Here is a 16,553-nt window from a genome sequence, read left to right on the forward strand (position 1 = left end):
TGGGGCCCGCTCCCAAAGGGGCGGGCCCCAGACATGCTGGTCGCGCCCGTACCTCGCGCGCGTTGAAACGCCGGCGCGTGGAAGGCCGAGCGGCCGCGCCGGGAACAGCCGGTCCAGCCGGCGCGGTTGCATCGACCGAAGACATATTTCTCCAGGAGGACTGTTTCATGGCTGACCGGCCCTTGACGCTCATGGCAGTGCACGCCCACCCCGACGACGAGGCCACCGGGACCGGAGGGGTCCTCGCGCGGTACGCGGCGGAAGGCATCCGTACGGTTCTCGTGACGTGTACCGACGGCGGTTGCGGTGACGGACCGGGGGGTGTCAAACCGGGCGAACCCGGGCACGATCCGGCGGCGGTCGCCTTGATGCGCCGTCAAGAGCTCGAGGCGAGTTGTGAGGTCCTGAAGATCAGCGATCTGGAGATGCTGGACTATGCCGACTCCGGGATGACGGGCTGGCCGAGCAACGACGCCCCCGGATCCTTCTGGCAGACCCCCGTGGAGGAAGGCGCGGCCCGACTCGCGGAACTCATGCGGCACTACCGGCCCGATGTGGTCGTCACTTACGACGAGAACGGCTTCTACGGCCACCCCGACCACATCCAGGCCCACCGCATCACGATGGCGGCACTGGAGATGACCGAGCTGACCCCGAAGGTCTACTGGACCACGATGCCCCGCTCGGGGATGCGGCGGTTCGGCGAGATCATGCGCGAGTTCCATGAGGACATGCCGGAGCCGGACCCTGCCGAGGCCGCGGCGATGCCCGAGATCGGCCTCCCCGACGATGAGATCACCACCTGGGTGGACACCACCGCGTTCAGCGGCCAGAAGTTCGACGCGCTGGCCGCGCACGCCAGTCAGGGCGAGAACATCTTCTTCCTCAAGATGGGCAAGGAGCGGTTCGGCGAGTTGATGGGCATGGAGACCTTCCTACGGGTCCAGGACGCCACCGGCGCGGCCGTCCCCGAGAACGATCTCTTCGCCGGACTGCGCTGAGACCGCGTAGGTTCGCCGGGCCGGTCAGGCCACGGCCCCGAGGGCGCGTCCGCCCCAGCGGACGCGGGCGCGTTCCTCGGCCAAGGGGCCGGTCGCACCACGGCGGGGTGGTCCCGGGACGAAGCGTGCGCCCGGACCCAGGGGGGACCCGGTGAGCGCTACAGCGTCAGCGTGGCGAAGGACGCGCCCAGCAGCGCCGCGCCCAGCAGGCCCATGGCCCAGCCCGTGCGGCGCAGCCCGAGGCCGCCTGCCACGATCAGGGAGGTGAGGAGGAGGGAGCCGCCGAAGGGGACCCAGGCGTGGAGCATGCCGGCGGCGCCGGTGCGGACGGCGTGGTCCGTGCCGGGTTTGAGGGCCACCGGCACCCGGTCGCCCGTCCCGTTCGTGACGGTCTCGTCGATCCGTACCCGGCCACGGGACGTGCCGCCCTCGCGGGCCGGGGTGAAGGAGCCGGTGCACCATTCGTCGCCGCAGTCGGAGACCGTGACGGTGCCGCGCTCAAGCCCCTTGGTCAGCGTCGACGGCTTGGCGTCGCCCCAGGATGACCACACCCCGGCGACCAGGATCAGCAGCGCGACAAGCGCCATTGCCACGTTCTTCGCCAGCAACAGAAACCCGTACGCGTTCTCGCCCGCCCGCCGCGCACGGCTGCGCTTGGTCACACCGGTGGAAGCCATGGCGGCGATCCTCGCCATCCCCGGGCCGTCGGTCAACCTTCCGACGAACAAACGGGCGAGCGGCGTTTTTCAGGAGTTGTACGTCCCCTGCGCGCGCTCCAGCCCGTCCGCGATGAGCGTCTCCACCGCGTCCGCCGCGCGGTCCACGAAATAGTCCAACTCCCGGCGCTCCGCGGCGGAAAAGTCCTTGAGGACAAACGCGGCGACATCCATCCGGCCCGGCGGACGGCCGATTCCGAAGCGCACCCGGCAGTAGTCCGCGCCCAGCGACTTGGTGATCGACTTCAGCCCATTGTGGCCATTGTCACCACCGCCGATCTTCAACCGCAGTGCCCCGTAATCGATGTCCAATTCGTCATGGACGGCCACGACATGACCGACCGGCACCTTGTAGAAGTCGCGCAGCGCGGTCACCGGACCGCCCGAGAGGTTCATGAAGGACATCGGCTTGGCGATCACGACGCGGCGGCTCGCCGGCCCGGGCGGACCCACCCGGCCCTCGACGACCTGGGCCCGCGACTTGTGCGCCTTGAAACGGGCACCCATCCGCTCGGCCAGCAGATCGGCCACCATGAAGCCGACGTTGTGGCGGTTGCCCGCGTACTCGCCACCGGGGTTGCCGAGGCCCACCACAAGCCAGGGGCTCGTGTCGTCCGTCATCTGGATGTCTCTCCTTGAGGACGGCCGCCGCCCCGCACCCCAGGGGGCGGGACGGCGGCCGGAGCAGCGAAAAGGGAGCAGGCGCAGATTACGCCTCGGCGCCCTCGGCCTCGCCCTCGGCGCCCTCCTCGGCGGGGGCCTCGGCCTGGGCGGCGACCACCTGAAGCACGGCCGCGTCGTCCTCGACGGCCAGCGTGGTGCCCGCCGGGAGGGTGATGTCCTTGGCGTGGATGGTGGCACCCGCGTCCAGGCCCGCGATGGAGACGGTGACCGACTCCGGGATGTGGGTCGCCTCGGTCTCGACCGGCAGGGCGTTCAGCAGGTGCTCGAGCAGGTTGCCGCCCGGGGCCAGGTCGCCCTCGGTGAGGATCGGCACCTCGACGGTGACCTTCTCACCCTTCTTCACCAGCAGCAGGTCGATGTGCTCCAGCACGCCGATCTTGATGGGGTGACGCTGTACGGCCTTCGGGATGACCAGCTCGTCCTTGCCGCCCTCGACGTTCAGACGGATCAGCACGTTCGGGGTCTTCAGCGCCATCAGCAGGTCGTGCGCCGGCAGCGTGACGTGCAGCGGGTCGACGCCGTGGCCGTAGACCACGCCGGGAACGCGATCGGCGGCACGGGTGCGGCGGGCGGCACCCTTGCCGAACTCGGTACGGGGCTTAGCGGCGATCTTGACCTCGGCCATGGGGCACTCCTCGTAGATCGTTTACGGTGTGTGGGCGTCACCCGGCCCACGACAGACCTGCTACGAAGAGCGCGTCGATAACGGACAGCCGCTGTGAGAAGCGGCCTCCCTCGCCGAGCAACTCAACGATTCTACCAATGACTGAGGCCACTCCCTGACGGGAGTGGCCTCTACGTCCGGTCCGGGGAGGTTAAGCCGCTCACGCTTGCTCCTCGAACAGGCTGGTCACCGAGCCGTCCTCGAAGACCTCCTGGACCGCGCGGGCGATCGTCGGCGCCATCGACAGCACGGTCACCTTGTCCAGCTCCACCTCGTTCGGAGTCGGCAGGGTGTTGGTGAAGACGAACTCACTGACCTTGGAGTTCTTCAGCCGGTCCGCGGCCGGACCCGACAGCACACCGTGGGTGGCGGTCACGATCACGTCCTCCGCGCCGTTGGCGAACAGCGCCTCCGCCGCCGCGCAGATGGTGCCACCGGTGTCGATCATGTCGTCGACCAGCACACACACCCGGCCCCGCACATCGCCGACCACCTCGTGCACCGTGACCTGGTTGGCCACGTCCGGGTCCCGCCGCTTGTGCACGATCGCCAGCGGTGCGCCCAGCCGGTCGCACCAGCGGTCCGCGACCCGGACCCGGCCGGCGTCCGGCGACACCACGGTGAGCTTGGCCTTGTCGACCTTGGCGCCCACGTAGTCGGCGAGCACCGGCAGCGCGAAGAGGTGGTCCACCGGACCGTCGAAGAAGCCCTGGATCTGGTCGGTGTGCAGATCGACCGTGAGGATCCGGTCGGCGCCCGCCGTCTTCAGCATGTCGGCGATCAGCCGGGCCGAGATCGGCTCCCGGCCACGGTGCTTCTTGTCCTGACGGGCGTAGCCGTAGAACGGAACGATCACCGTGATCGAGCGCGCGGAGGCCCGCTTCAGCGCGTCGACCATGATGAGCTGTTCCATGATCCACTTATTGATCGGAGTCGTGTGGCTCTGGATCAAAAAGCAGTCGGCACCGCGTGCCGACTCCTGGAAGCGGACGTAGATCTCGCCGTTGGCGAAGTCGAATGCCTTGGTCGGGACCAAGCTGACGCCCAGCTCATGGGCGACCTCCTCGGCCAGCTCGGGGTGGGCGCGGCCGGAGAAGAGCATCAGCTTCTTCTCGCCGGTCGTCTTGATCCCGGTCACAACAAGTCTCCTTGGATGTCGCTTTGGTGCACTTCTCACCGTACGCCCCGCACGGTGTACCTGTGCACATGTCACTGCTGGTCCTCGTCCTCCCGACGAGCGGCCTCGGCGGCTCGCGCCGCGGCGCTTCCGGGGCGCTTGCGGGCGACCCAGCCCTCGATGTTCCGCTGCTGTCCGCGTGCGACGGCGAGCGAGCCCGGGGGCACATCCTTGGTGATGACCGATCCGGCGGCGGTGTAAGCACCGTCCCCGATCGTGACGGGAGCCACAAGCATGTTGTCGGCCCCGGTCCGGCAGTGGCTGCCGATGGTGGTGTGGTGCTTCTTCACACCGTCGTAGTTCACGAAGACGCTGGCGGCGCCGATGTTGGTCTGCTCGCCGATCGTCGCGTCGCCCACGTAGGACAGATGCGGCACCTTGGTGCCGTCGCCGATCGAGGCGTTCTTCATCTCCACATACGTGCCGGCCTTGGCCTTGGCGCCCAGCCGGGTCCCGGGGCGCAGATACGTGTACGGCCCCACGTTCGCCCCCGCGCCGATCTCCGCGCCGTCCGCGACGGTGAACGAGACGACCGCGCCCCGGTCGACGGTGGTGTCGGTGAGCCGGGAGTTCGGCCCGACCTCGGCGTCCGAGGCCAGGTGGGTGGCGCCCAGCAGCTGGGTGCCGGGGTGGACCAGCGCGTCCGGCTCGAAGGTGACGGTCACGTCGATCCAGGTGGTGGCGGGGTCGACGACGGTCACCCCGCTCAGCATCGCCCGCTCCAGCAGCCGCTCGTTCAGCAGCCTGCGGGCCTCGGCCAGCTGGACGCGGTTGTTGATCCCGACGATCTCGCGGTGGTCACCCGCCACGCACGCGCCCACCCGGTGTCCGGCCTCGCGCAGGATGCCGAGCACATCGGTGAGGTACTCCTCACCCTGGCTGTTGTCGGTGCGGACCTTGCCGAGGGCGTCGGTGAGCAGCTGGGCGTCGAAGGCGAAGACCCCGGAGTTGATCTCGCGGATCGCGCGCTGCGCGTCGGTGGCGTCCTTGTGCTCCACGATCGCGGTGACGGCGCCGGTCGCGTCCTCCCGCACGATCCGGCCGTAGCCGGTGGCGTCGGGGACCTCGGCGGACAGCACGGTCACGGCGTTGCCGTCGGCGTCGTGGGCCGCGGCGAGCCGCTGGAGCGTCTCGCCGGTCAGCAGCGGGGTGTCACCGCAGACGACGATCACGGTGCCGTCGAGGGCGACCCCGCTGTCGGACAGCTCCTCCAGGCCCATCCGGACGGCGTGCCCGGTGCCGTTCTGCTCGTGCTGGACGGCGGTGCGCACCTCGGCGTCGGTCTCGGCCAGATGCGCGGAGACCTGCTCCCGGGCGTGGCCGACCACGACCACGAGGTGTTCGGGGGAGAGCTCGCGGGAGGCGGCGACGACGTGCCCGACGAGGGAGCGGCCGCAGAGGGCGTGCAGAACCTTCGGGGTCGCCGATTTCATGCGGGTGCCCTCACCCGCTGCGAGGACGACGACGGCTGCCGGGCGGTTGGCGCTCACGGGTGTGCCCTTCGGCTTCGGGGGTGGACACCCGCAGGATACCGAGAGGTTTCCGGGCGGAAAGGAAGGAGGGTCCCGAGCCGGGAGATCAGGCCCCCGGGAAGGCGGAACGCGAGGCGGGACCGAAGACGGAATGTGAAGCTCCCCCGCCAGGACTCGAACCCGGACAAATGGCACCAAAAGCCACTGTGCTGCCAATTACACCACGGGGGATGGCGCGAGCCATCTGACCGGAATTCGATCAGACCGCCGCTACGGCGCCCTCCACTATGCCGTACCAGGAGCCTTCCGTGCGACGGTATGCGCCAGCCCGTCGGGGGCGCGGACGGCGCGGCGGGCGCGCCGCCGTGTCACCGGGAAAAGCGCTGGCGCCCGGCCGTAGGCTGGTCGCTATGAGTCCGACGGGGGAAGAGGCCACGGGCGCGCGGGGCGCGCCCGCGGGGCCGTGGTGGTGGGCGCGGCGGCGGAGCATGGGGCTCGATGTCCTGCTCGCCGTGGCGTCGTCGATCGAGTGCGCGGCGGAGGGTGTCGGATTCGCCCACGATGCCCGGATTCCGGTGGCTGCCGGGGTGCTGACCGGGGCGCTCGTCGGCGCCACGCTGGTGCTGCGGCGCCGCTGGGCGATCGCCGTGGTGCTGATATCGATCGCGGTCGCCCCCGCCGAAATGGGTCTGCTGCTCGGCGTCGTGGGGCTCTACACCCTCGCCTCCTCCGAGGTGCCGCGCCGGATCACGGCGGTGCTGGCCGGGATGGCGGCGGTGGGCAGCTTCCTCGTCACGGTGATCGGTCTCCGCCAGGACAATCCGCAGAGCAGTCTGGGGACCTCCGTGTGGGAGGCCCCGATGTTCGCCATGGTGCTCACCCTGGGGCTGACCGGCCCGCCCGTGCTGCTGGGGCTGTACGTCCGGGCGCGGCGACGGCTGGTGGAGAGCCTGCGCGAGCGGGCGGACGGTCTGGAACGGGAGCTCTCGCTGCTCGCGGATCGCGCGGAGGAACGGGCCGAGTGGGCCCGTAACGAGGAGCGGACCCGGATCGCGCGGGAGATGCACGACGTGGTGGCGCACCGGGTGAGCCTGATGGTGGTGCACGCGGCGGCCCTTCAGGCGGTGGCGCTCAAGGATCCGGAGAAGGCGTCGAAGAACGCGGCGCTGGTGGGCGACATGGGACGGCAGGCGCTGACCGAGTTGCGGCAGATGCTGGGGGTGCTGCGGTCCGAGGACGGTCCGCGGGCGGGGGCGGCGTTCGCCGCCGGGTCCTCGTCTTCCGTTGCTGGGTCCTCGTCTTCCGCCGCCGCTGCTGGGTTCTCCTCCGCCGGGTCCTCTACCGCCGACGCCTCCGATGCTGCCGGGGCCTCCGCCGAGGAGAGGCCGCTGGCGGGGGTGGTGGCCGCGGCCTCGGCCGCCGCGGAGGCCGCGGAGGCCGCGGGGGCCGCGGGAGCGGCCGGGAGGGGCGTGGAGGTGGCCGGGGGGCCGCGGCTGGCGGAGCTGGAGGCGCTGGTCGGGCAGTCCCGGGCGGCGGGGATGGCCGTGGAGCTCTCGGTCGAGGGCGAGGAGCGGCGGTACGCGGCGCCGGTGGAGCAGACGGCCTACCGGGTGGTCCAGGAGGCGCTGACCAACGTCCACAAGCACGCCCCGGGCGCGAGCGCCCGGGTCCGGGTGGCGCACCGCACCGCGGAGATCGCGGTCCTGGTGGAGAACGGGCCGTCGGAGCGGGGCGCGGCGGACGCGGGGCTGCCGAGCGGGGGGAACGGCCTGGTCGGGATGCGGGAGCGGGTCTCGACGCTCGGCGGGGGTTTTGTGTCGGGCGCCACGGAGGCGGGGGGCTTCCGGGTGTCGGCGGTCATCCCGGACGGGGCGGAGGGGCCGGACGGCCCCGACCGTAAGAATGACGCGGATCACACGGATCACACGGATCACACGGACCGCACGGATCAGCCCGCGGACCGTCCGGCCGACCGCGCCGGGGGCGTGGAGCGGGCGAAGAGCGCCTAAGGGGGCGTTCGACGGAGCTTGGCGCCTGCGGCGGGCTGTTCCCCTACCCGCCCCTTCCCGACACCTGACGATATGCGGCTCCGCCGCGTGGGGGGGTGAGCGGGCGAAGAGCGCCTGAGCGTTCTGCGGACGTGCCCTGAGCTGCCGTCGTTCGTCCGCGGCGCCGTCGTGGCTGGTCGCGCCCACGCGGCGGAGCCGCATATCGACACAGCCCCGCGCCCCTTCGGGGCGCCTCCCGGCGGTAGCCGGAGCGCTGTGCCTGGCGTCGCGGGCCCGTGTGGCCTAGTCGGTGGCCGGTCGGATTGCGTGGGTTACGCACGGGTCAGCCTCGTCGGGAGCGCGCCCGTGACGAGGGTGCTGAGGGCGGCGTCCAGGGTGGGGCCGAGGTACCAGTCCCCGGTGTGGTCGAGGCTGTAGATCCGCCCCTCCGCGTCGATGGTCAACACCGCCTGCCCGTCCGCCTCCTCGCCCAGCGGGCTCACCTCGGTCTCCAGGGCCCGGCCCAGATCGCCCAGGGTGCGGGCGAGATGGAGGCCGAGCAGGGGATCGATGCGGAACGGGGTCGGGGCGATCTCGCGGCCCGCACCGGGCGGCTGGATGTGCAGCCCGCCGAACTCCGCCCATGCCTCGACCGCCGCCGGGAAGACGGCGTGCCGGTGGCCGGCCGGGGAGGTGTGGGCGCGCAGGGTGTCGGCCCAGACCTCGGCGCGCTGCATGTCCCAGCGGCCGGGCTGCCAGCCCGCCTCGCGCAGGGCGGCGTCGACGGCGACGGAGAAGCGGGTGACGTCCAAGCGGTCGATCGGCTGCCGCGCCGGGCGTGTCGGCTGCCGTGTCGGGGCTCCCCGCGGGGCCTGGGCCGTCTGTGGTGCCTGTGGTGCCTGATGTGCCTGGCTCACGTGCTCCCCCCCACCACCCGTACGCCGAAATGGGCCAGCAGCGCGGCGCAGGACAGACAGGGCGGGGCGTAGCTGCCGTGCTGCGGGTCGCCCGCCTCCCGGATCCGGCGAGTGGTGAGTTTGGCCTGTTTGAGGGAGCGGCGGGCCTCACCCTGGGTGAGCGGTTTGCGGGAGGCGCGCTTGGAGCGGCCGGCCTCGACGTTCGCCAGGTGGCGGGAGAGCAGGATCACCTCGGGGCAGCGCCCGGTGAAGCGTTCACGCTGGCCGCTGGCGAGCGCGTCGAGGAATTCCCGCACCAGTGGATGGAGCGTCGGCGGCTGGTCGGCCTTGCCCCCGGTGCAGGTCAGCGTTTCGCCACGGACGGACAGCGCGGCCGCGACGGCGGGCAGGATGCCGTCGCGGCGGCGGTGCAGCGGCGGTGGGCCGGCGTCGGGGTCGACGCTGCTCCATCTCAGCCGGGGGTCGCCGGCCGCGGGGGTGGCGCCGTCGCCGCCTCCGTTGCTCTGCGTGATGTGCATGTGGTGGATCCCTCCCTGTGCAATCCCCCGGTTGCAATGATCAGATTGCCAAATCCCGCGGGCGCTGCGGTAGTCCGGGTCTGAACGACCTGGTGGGGACGGAGGCCGTCGTGAGGGTGGATGGCCGCCCGGTTCGGACGGTTGCGTCACCGCATAGGCTGTGCCCAGTAGCCAGCATCAGCAGGGGGCAACCGCCATGACGACAGGTCGGCTCGGGCAGCATGCCGCGCCACCGAACACGGCCTACGCCGGGCAGGTCGTGCACTTCCCGGATCCGGTCCGGGCCGCGCGCCACCCCAAGGGTGTCCGCGTGGACGAAAACGGCTTTCCGGACTTCTCGCCGTATGCGCGCGCGGCCGCCGAAATCGCGGAGCCCCCGGAGGGGTTCGGCGTCGACGAGCTCCGGCTGACGGACTACGTCTCGGCGAACGCGGCGCTGCACGCCACCGGGCACGAGCTGTGGAACGGGGCGTCGGCGGTGGCCACCCCGCACGGCTGGACCTGGCACCACGTCGTCGGCACCCGGCGCATGGAGCTGATCCCGGTCGAGGTCAAGGCACTGCTGCGGCACCACGGCGGGCTCGCCACGGCGCAGGTCGACCAGGAGAAGCGGGGTACCCGCCCGCTTCAGGAGACCCGGCCGATGCATGTGGGCCTGCCGCTGCGGGGCATCTCCGTCACCGAGGAGCAGGTGCTCGGCGTCGAGGAGGACCTCGGCTACCGGCTGCCCGATGCGTACCGCGCCTTCCTCAAGGCGGCGGGCGGCTGCGCGCCGGTCGGCACGGCGCTCGACCCGGAGCTGGGGCTGCTGATCGACCAGCCCTTCTTCACGGTGCGCGACGAGGCGGCGGTCAATGACCTCGTCTATGTCAACAAGTGTCTGCGGGACCACTTCACCAAGGACTATCTGGGCGTCGGCTTCGTCCAGGGCGGGGTGATCGCGGTCAAGGTGAAGGGTGACGCGATCGGCTCGGTGTGGTTCTGCGCGTATGACGACGCGCGGGACCGTGACGGCTGGACGGTCCAGGAGCGGGTGGAGCGGCTGTTGCTGCCCTGCGGCGACGACTTCGACGCCTTCCTGCTCCGGCTGGCGGGCAATCCGCCGGAGCTGGAGACCGTGGCGAACCTGATGGTGGACGGTGGATTCGCGTACGCCGTCCCGGTGGAGGGGTGAGCGCGATGGTGACCTTCGCACAGGCGCAGGAGCGCGCGGAACTCTGGATCAACGGCGATGTGCCGGCCTATCAGCAGCGCGAGGCGCGGGTCCGGGAGTTCGACCTGGGCTTCGTGGTCTGGGCCGAGGACCGCCCGGACGGCCCGGTCTCGGGCAGCGGTGCCGAGGGCACGCGGATGGTGATCGCCCGCGACAGCGGCGAGACCACGCTGTGGCCGGGGCTGCCGGTGGGCGAGGTGATCCGCCGTTACGAGGAGCGGTACGGCACGACCGACGGCTCCCGCGACGAGTCCACGACCGGGCGGCAGCAGCGCATCGATCTGAACGCGACCTCCTTCCTGCTCACTCCGCCGGAGTGGTTGCAGGAGGCGGCGGACGCGATGAGCAGCCGGTCCGAGGGGCGGCTGGACCTTCCCGAGCAGCGGGCGGGGGCGGAGCCGGATGCCGCCGCCGCGGCTGCCGGTTCCCCTTCGGCTCCGGATCCTTCGGCGGCTCCTGGTCCTCCCGCTTCCCCTGCTGCTCCGGCTGCGGGGTCCGCTTCACCTCCCTTGCCGCCGGAGGACAACTGGCCGTCGGCCGGTGGGCCGGGGGCCGGGGCCGCCGGGCCCGGGGCGGCGGGACACAGGTCCCCGGGCATGGACCACTGGCCGTCGGACGGCGGGGCGCGGAGCGCCGGTCCGGACGCGCCGTACAGCGCGCCGGGCGCTCCGCCCGCTCCGCCCGCGCCCGTTCCGGGTGCGCCCCGGGACCGGGGCGGGGCGGTGGACGACTGGCCGTCCGACGGTGTCGCGCGCCCGCTCGCGGGCGACCGGCCGCAGGACGGCCCGCCCGCGCCCGGTGGCCCGCCCGGCGGTGAGGGCTGGCGGAACGCTCCGCCTCCGCCCCCGTCCGGTGGCGGCAGCCCGTGGGCCCCGCCCACGCCGGGCGCCGGTACGCCCTCCTCGGGGGGCCAGGCCGACAACGCGGCCACACCCGGCGGCGGTACGCCGTGGGCCGGTACGGACATCAAGGGCGACGATGACGACGACCGCTCGGTCGCCCCGCCCGCCACGGTCTTCGCGCCGCCGCTCGCGGGCTACGACGACGAGGACACCCCGGCGCCGGGCATACGGCCGGACGCCAAGACCGAGTTGATGTCCGGCGGCAGCGCGCTGCCGCCCACGGCCATCGCCCCGTCCCTCGACTTCCCCGGGCAGCAGGGCGGCCCCGGTGCCGGACCCGGTGCCGGTCCGGGTGCCCATCCCAACGCGAGCGACATCGCGGACGCCGCCACCCGTAAGGCGGGCGGCGGTCCGACGCCTCCGCCGCCCGGTGCTCCGGGGGCCCCGGGTACGCCCGGTACGCCCGGCGCCCGGCCGGGTGCGGACTCCACGCCTCCGTCGCCCGCGCCGTCCGGTCCCGGTGCCCCCGGCGCTCCGGCCGGTGGGTACGTACCGACGCAGCTGGTCTCGCAGCTCGACTCCGAAAGCCTCGGCGGCGCCCCGCGGCCGCCCGGCCCGCCTGGTCCGCCCGGAGCGCCGGGTGCTCCTGGCGCTCCCGGTGCTCCCGGTGCTCCCGGTGCTCCTGGCGCCCCCGGTGGTCAGGGTGGTGGGCAGACGCCGCCTCCGCCCGGTGCTCCGGGTGCGCCCGGTGGTGGTGTGCACGCTGCCGCGACGATGCTCGCGGGTGGTCCGGGTGCGCCCGGCCAGACCCCGCCTCCGGGCACCCCACAGCCTCCCGGTCCCCCCGGCCCTCCCGGCGCGCCGGGCGCTCCTGGCGCTCCCGGTGGTCAGGGTGGTGGGCAGACGCCGCCTCCGCCCGGTGCTCCGGGTGCGCCCGGTGGTGGTGTGCACGCTGCCGCGACGATGCTCGCCGGTGGTCCGGGCGCGCCCGGCCAGACCCCGCCCCCCGGCACCCCGCACCCGCCCGGTGCGCCCGGCGCTCCGGGCCAGGGTGCCCCGTCCGGCCCGCAGCCGCCCGGCCCACCCGGTGTCCCCGGTGCGGGTGGTCCGCACACGCCGCCGCCCCCGCCGGGCGCGGCCGGGCCGCCGTACCCGGGCGGACCGGGCGCCCCTGGCGCGCCCGGCGCCCCCGGTATGCCCCCGCCCGCCGGTGCTCCCGCTCAGGGGCTGGCGCCGCCTCCGGGCGCGCCCGCGCCGGGGATGGCGCCGCAGCCCGGCTATGCGTATCCGCCGCCGCCCCCCGGTCAGCCGACCGTGGGCCCGGGCTATATGGCGGTGTTGCGCTACCGTGCGCAGGACGGCTCGGAGCAGCAGCTGATCCGCCGTTCGGCGCCCGGCACCCCGCATCCGGAGTGGCAGATCCTGCATGAGCTGCGGGCGATGAACGTCCCGCCGCAGCAGGTGCTGGAGCTCCACACCGAGCTGGAGTCCTGCGATCTGCCCGGCGGCTACTGCGCCCGGATGATCCGGGAGAGCTGGCCGCAGGTGCGGATCAGCCACACCGCCGCGTACGGACGCGATCACGCCACCCGGCAGCAGGGCGTACGGCATCTGCTGGAGCACCAGGGCGAGCTGCACCAGGTGGCGGACGGCCCGGCCCGTCCGGCGCCGAACCGGGTGCCGCTGCCGCACCCCAGCCAGGTGCAGCCGATTCCGCCGGTGCCGCCGGAGGGGCTGGCGCATGAGCTGGGCCAGGCGTTCGGGCCGCAGGGCATCGTCCGCTTCGACCAGCGCGCGGTGTCGCGGATGGGCGTTCCGGAGGTGGTGGCGCAGACGCTGGTGTGGGCGGGGCTGCCGCTGGACTTCGGTCCGTTCTTCTGGGCGCAGGCCCAGGCGGGCCGCCCGGTGCCGACGCTGGCGGAGCTGGCGGCGGAGCGCGGGGTGCAGTCCGCGCCGGACGCGGGTTCGTACCTGGTCATGGGCAATGACTTCGGCCGTCAGCTGTGTGTGCAGTACGGCACGGCGAACATCGTGGCGGTGCCGCTGGAGGCGACGCCCCAGCCGGCCCCGCCGCAGTTCGTGAACACCGGGCTCCCGGAGTTCGTGCGGTGCATGGCGCTGCTGGGCCGGATGTGGCGGCTGCGGTACGGGTTGACGCCGGACCAGGCGGGCCGCTGGACCGTGGACTTCCAGGCGCAACTCGCGGGTCTGGACCCGGCGGCGCTGTCCACGCCGGACAACTGGTGGGCCGTGCTGCTCGAGCAGATGTGGGACGGCCTGCTGTAAGCCCGTTGTGCGTCCGCCCGCGCGGCCCTGACCGCGCGCCACCGGACGAACCGCGCGACCGAGGAACGCGCACCGCGCGGCCGAAGAACGAATGGCGATCGAGGCGCCCGACCCCCGTGACGGGGGCGGGCGCCTCGTCGTTGTTGTCACCGGCGGCGCTCCCGGCCGCGGAAATGGGCGGAGTGTCGCGTTATGGGGATGAGAGGCCATCTATAAAGATGTGCGCCGAAGCGCGTTGCATACCGGACAAAAGGGGTTCCAAGGATGGGCGCATCGGTGTCACGTCATGGCTTCACCATCGTCGGCGGACGGGGCCGTGGCTACCGGCCCGCGCAGGTCGAGCGCTATGTGGCCGACCTGTCCGAAGCGCGGGACGCGGCGTGGGAGCGCGCCGCGCGCCTCACCGTGCTGGCCAATGAGCTGACCGCCGAGGCGGAGCGGCTGCGCGAGGTGATCTCCCAACTGGCCCCCCAGACCTATGAGTCCCTCGGCGACCGGGCCCAGCTGATCCTGATGGCCGCCGAGGAGGAGGTCGTCTGTCTGCGGGCGGCGGCCGAGGCGACGGCGCAGGAGGAGTGGGAGGCCGCGCAGGCCGTGGCCCGTAGGGTGCGGGACGCCGCCCGCGACGAGGCCGAGCTGGTCCGCGAGGCCGCCGAGGTGGCGGCGCGCGCCACCTTGGAGTCGGCCCAGGTGGATGTGGACGAGCTGCGGGCCGTCTCGCGCCAGGACGCCAAGGAGTGGCGGGCCCAGGCGCTGACGGAGCTGAAGGAGATGCGCCAGCGCACCGCCGGGATCCTGGCCGAGCAGGAGCGGGAGCACGCCGAGCGGTGGGAGGCGGCGGGCCGCGAACTGGCCGAGCGGGACAACGCGATGACGGCCCGGCTGGCCCAGCTGGAGGAGTACGCCCGGGCGGGGCTCGCCGACGCCAAGCGGGAGTACGGGATGGCCGAGCAGGCCGCGCGGCTGCGGCAGGAGGACGCGCAGGCACAGGCGGCGGAGATCATCGCCCAGGCGCGGGCCCGGGAGGAGCGGCTGGCGCGGGAGACGGAGCGGACGCTGCGCGAGCACGTGCAGCGGCGCGAGGAGCTCAAGGCGCATCTGGAGCATGTGCGCGGCAGCCTGGCGGCGCTGACCGGCAAGCCGGTGGCGGAGGACGCGACGGCGGCCCCGCACCACGAGTCCTGAGCCCGCCCGGCCTCGGGGGCCGGGCCGCCGTTCAGGCGTCCGCCTCCGCCCCCGCCCCTGCCTCCGCCTCCGCCTCCGTACGGACCGGGAAGCGGCGCGGGGCGAGGAACACCAGGGCCAGCAGCGCCAGCAGCGCGGCGGTCGCCGAGCCCAGATAGACGTGGTCGACGGCGGTGTCCACGGCCCGTCGCAGATAGTCGGCCGCCTGGTCGGTGAGGGTGCCGGGGTGCTCCAGGGCGCGCGAGACCGAGTCCAGGTCGTCGGGCAGCCCCGGCCGGATGGCGTCGGGCGCCTCGGTCAGCCGGGAGGCCAGCGTCGCGTTGGCCACGGCGCCGAAGAGCGCCGCCCCGACGCTCTGGCCGACCTGGCGGCAGAAGAGGATCGAGGCGGTGGCGGTGCCGCGCTCGGCCCATCCGACGGACGACTGCACCCCGATGATCAGCGGCAGCTGGAACAGCCCGAGCGCGCCCCCGAGCAGCAGCATGATCAGCGCGGGCTGCCAGGCGGCGCCCGGATAGGGCAGGAGCGGGAAGGCGGCCAGGATCAGCGTGGCGGCCGTCATCCCCGTGATGGCACAGCGCCGGAAGCCGACGCGGTTGTAGACGCGGCTGCTGAGCGCGGCCGCGATCGGCCAGCTCAGCGTCATCGTGGACAGCACGAACCCGGCCGGTATCGGTCCGAGCCCCAGTACCGACTGGGCGTAGGTGGGCAGAAAGACGGTCGGGGCGATCATCAGCAGACCGAGCGCGGCGAAGGCGACGTTCACCGCCGAGATGGTGCGGCGGTGCCAGACCCACCCGGGGATGATCGGTTCGGCGGCGCGCCATTCGATCCACACGGTGGCCGCGGCGCACACCGCGGCGCCGCCGAGCATGGTGAGCGAGGGCGCGGACAGCCAGCTCCAGGCCACTCCGCCCTGGACGAGCGCGGTCAGCAGCAGTCCGCCGCTGAGGAACACACCGAGCGCCCCGGCCCAGTCGACCCGGGGGCGGCTCTCCCGGTGCCGCCGTGGTTCGTGCAGATGGCGGGTGATCAGGGTGAACGCCAGGGCGCCGACCGGCAGATTGATGAGGAAGATCCACCGCCAGTCGGCGTATCCGGCGAGCATTCCGCCGATCGCGGGGCCCGCCACGGAGGAGAGCGCCCACACCGAGGAGAGCCTGGCCTGGATCTTCGGGCGCTCCTTGAGCGGGTAGAGGTCGGCGGCGACGACCTGGATGGTGCCCTGGAGCGCCCCGCCGCCCAGCCCCTGGACGACCCGGAAGGCGATGAGGGAGGCCATGTTCCAGGCCCCGGCGCACAGCAGCGAGCCGATGACGAAGAGCACGACGCCCGCGAGCAGGATGGGCTTGCGGCCGAAGGTGTCGGAGAGCTTTCCGTACAGCGGCAGGGAGACCGTGACGGCGAGCAGATAGCCGGAGAAGAGCCAGGAGAAGACGGAGAAGCCGCCGAGGTCGCCGACGATCTGCGGGACGGCGGTGGAGATGATGGTCGAGTCCAGCGCCGCCAGCGCCATGCCGAGCATCAGGGCGGCGACGACGGGGCGGCGGCCGCTGGGGGTGGGGGCGCCGGGCGGGAGCTGGGGTGCGGGGGGCCTGGGGTCCGCGTCCATCGGCCGTCGTGCGGTGCCGCCCACGGTGGCGCGCTCCCTCCGCCGGTCCGCGCCGGCACGTGTCCCTGTTGTTCGTACGCCGGACTCGCGTGCGCACGATGCTTGTACGACCCACGATTCCATGCCGGAGCAGGCTCGCGGAAGAACGCATCCGGGCTGCCCAGACGGCCCGGTTTGAGCCTGACGTGGCGGAAGGGTGCAGCATCGACCCCGAGTCCGGGGTCAGACCCAGGACTCACTCCCCTAGGGGATGCCCACCCTGTACTCCTACTCCCGGT

Annotated in this window: 13 protein-coding genes and 1 tRNA gene; 5 read left to right on the top strand and 9 right to left on the bottom strand. The window is 73.0% G+C overall.

All coding sequences use genetic code 11. The annotated features are described in order from the left end of the window. The first annotated feature begins 167 nt into the window (after positions 1–167). Complete coding sequence (locus tag KHP12_RS31410; RefSeq protein ID WP_086882987.1) at positions 168–1,001, top strand: PIG-L family deacetylase; 834 nt, start codon at positions 168–170, stop codon at positions 999–1,001. Positions 1,002–1,159: 158 nt separating this feature from the next. Here KHP12_RS31410 and KHP12_RS31415 read toward each other — a convergent pair whose 3' ends face one another. The 6 genes from KHP12_RS31415 to KHP12_RS31440 all read right to left on the bottom strand — a co-directional run bounded on the left by KHP12_RS31415 (position 1,160) and on the right by KHP12_RS31440 (position 5,945). Further along, entirely contained in the window at positions 1,160–1,678 is a 519-nt protein-coding gene (locus tag KHP12_RS31415) for a hypothetical protein (RefSeq protein WP_086882988.1), read from the bottom strand. Between the two features lie 69 nt (positions 1,679–1,747). Then, entirely contained in the window at positions 1,748–2,338 is a 591-nt protein-coding gene (gene pth / locus KHP12_RS31420; RefSeq protein WP_037950921.1) for an aminoacyl-tRNA hydrolase, read from the bottom strand. A gap of 88 nt (positions 2,339–2,426) precedes the next feature. Beyond that, positions 2,427–3,026, bottom strand: coding sequence for a 50S ribosomal protein L25/general stress protein Ctc (locus KHP12_RS31425; RefSeq protein WP_086882989.1), 600 nt, complete (start codon positions 3,024–3,026; stop codon positions 2,427–2,429). Positions 3,027–3,225: 199 nt separating this feature from the next. Beyond that, the gene (locus KHP12_RS31430) at positions 3,226–4,203 is read right to left on the bottom strand and encodes a ribose-phosphate diphosphokinase (protein ID WP_086882990.1); all 978 of its coding nucleotides are present in this window, start codon (positions 4,201–4,203) and stop codon (positions 3,226–3,228) included. 71 nt (positions 4,204–4,274) lie between these two features. Next, on the bottom strand, positions 4,275–5,732 hold the full coding sequence (glmU, locus tag KHP12_RS31435; protein ID WP_086882991.1) for a bifunctional UDP-N-acetylglucosamine diphosphorylase/glucosamine-1-phosphate N-acetyltransferase GlmU: 1,458 nt from the start codon (positions 5,730–5,732) through the stop codon (positions 4,275–4,277). A 141-nt stretch (positions 5,733–5,873) separates the two neighbouring features. Then, positions 5,874–5,945 (bottom strand) — tRNA-Gln (locus tag KHP12_RS31440). A 179-nt stretch (positions 5,946–6,124) separates the two neighbouring features. Between KHP12_RS31440 and KHP12_RS31445 the strand changes: the two genes are divergently transcribed. Continuing rightward, entirely contained in the window at positions 6,125–7,723 is a 1,599-nt protein-coding gene (locus KHP12_RS31445; RefSeq protein ID WP_211833969.1) for a sensor histidine kinase, read from the top strand. A 311-nt stretch (positions 7,724–8,034) separates the two neighbouring features. On the opposite strand, the gene KHP12_RS31450 is transcribed toward KHP12_RS31445, so the two are convergent. Both KHP12_RS31450 and KHP12_RS31455 read right to left on the bottom strand, forming a co-directional pair. Then, the gene (locus KHP12_RS31450) at positions 8,035–8,523 is read right to left on the bottom strand and encodes an SUKH-3 domain-containing protein (protein ID WP_037950987.1); all 489 of its coding nucleotides are present in this window, start codon (positions 8,521–8,523) and stop codon (positions 8,035–8,037) included. 92 nt (positions 8,524–8,615) lie between these two features. After that, entirely contained in the window at positions 8,616–9,137 is a 522-nt protein-coding gene (locus KHP12_RS31455) for a YwqJ-related putative deaminase (protein ID WP_086882993.1), read from the bottom strand. A 196-nt stretch (positions 9,138–9,333) separates the two neighbouring features. Here KHP12_RS31455 and KHP12_RS31460 point away from each other — a divergent pair, with 196 nt between their 5' ends. The 3 genes from KHP12_RS31460 (at position 9,334) to KHP12_RS31470 (ending at position 14,663) form a co-directional block, all read left to right on the top strand. Continuing rightward, a complete protein-coding gene (locus KHP12_RS31460) occupies positions 9,334–10,311 on the top strand; it encodes an HNH endonuclease (protein WP_037950910.1) in 978 nt (325 codons plus the stop codon). Positions 10,312–10,316: 5 nt separating this feature from the next. Continuing rightward, positions 10,317–13,478 carry an SUKH-4 family immunity protein gene (locus KHP12_RS31465; RefSeq protein WP_211833970.1) on the top strand — a complete coding sequence of 1,054 codons (3,162 nt, stop codon included), beginning with the start codon at positions 10,317–10,319 and terminating at the stop codon, positions 13,476–13,478. A 264-nt stretch (positions 13,479–13,742) separates the two neighbouring features. Beyond that, positions 13,743–14,663 carry a coiled-coil domain-containing protein gene (locus KHP12_RS31470; protein ID WP_211833971.1) on the top strand — a complete coding sequence of 307 codons (921 nt, stop codon included), beginning with the start codon at positions 13,743–13,745 and terminating at the stop codon, positions 14,661–14,663. Positions 14,664–14,694: 31 nt separating this feature from the next. On the opposite strand, the gene KHP12_RS31475 is transcribed toward KHP12_RS31470, so the two are convergent. Further along, positions 14,695–16,275 carry an MFS transporter gene (locus tag KHP12_RS31475; protein ID WP_245010994.1) on the bottom strand — a complete coding sequence of 527 codons (1,581 nt, stop codon included), beginning with the start codon at positions 16,273–16,275 and terminating at the stop codon, positions 14,695–14,697. Positions 16,276–16,553: the final 278 nt, after the last annotated feature.

Source organism: Streptomyces asiaticus (assembly GCF_018138715.1).
Classification (GTDB): Bacteria; Actinomycetota; Actinomycetes; order Streptomycetales; family Streptomycetaceae; genus Streptomyces; species Streptomyces asiaticus.

Bases quoted from the DNA above. Each gene is read 5' to 3' on its own strand.
- KHP12_RS31460 (WP_037950910.1), top strand. From the start codon at position 9,334: ATGACGACAGGTCGGCTCGGGCAGCATGCCGCGCCACCGAACACGGCC.
- pth (WP_037950921.1), bottom strand. From the start codon at position 2,338: ATGACGGACGACACGAGCCCCTGGCTTGTGGTGGGCCTCGGCAACCCC.
- KHP12_RS31470 (WP_211833971.1), top strand. From the start codon at position 13,743: ATGGGCGCATCGGTGTCACGTCATGGCTTCACCATCGTCGGCGGACGG.
- KHP12_RS31445 (WP_211833969.1), top strand. From the start codon at position 6,125: ATGAGTCCGACGGGGGAAGAGGCCACGGGCGCGCGGGGCGCGCCCGCG.
- KHP12_RS31475 (WP_245010994.1), bottom strand. From the start codon at position 16,275: ATGGACGCGGACCCCAGGCCCCCCGCACCCCAGCTCCCGCCCGGCGCC.
- KHP12_RS31410 (WP_086882987.1), top strand. From the start codon at position 168: ATGGCTGACCGGCCCTTGACGCTCATGGCAGTGCACGCCCACCCCGAC.
- KHP12_RS31465 (WP_211833970.1), top strand. From the start codon at position 10,317: ATGGTGACCTTCGCACAGGCGCAGGAGCGCGCGGAACTCTGGATCAAC.
- KHP12_RS31415 (WP_086882988.1), bottom strand. From the start codon at position 1,678: ATGGCTTCCACCGGTGTGACCAAGCGCAGCCGTGCGCGGCGGGCGGGC.
- KHP12_RS31455 (WP_086882993.1), bottom strand. From the start codon at position 9,137: ATGCACATCACGCAGAGCAACGGAGGCGGCGACGGCGCCACCCCCGCG.
- KHP12_RS31425 (WP_086882989.1), bottom strand. From the start codon at position 3,026: ATGGCCGAGGTCAAGATCGCCGCTAAGCCCCGTACCGAGTTCGGCAAG.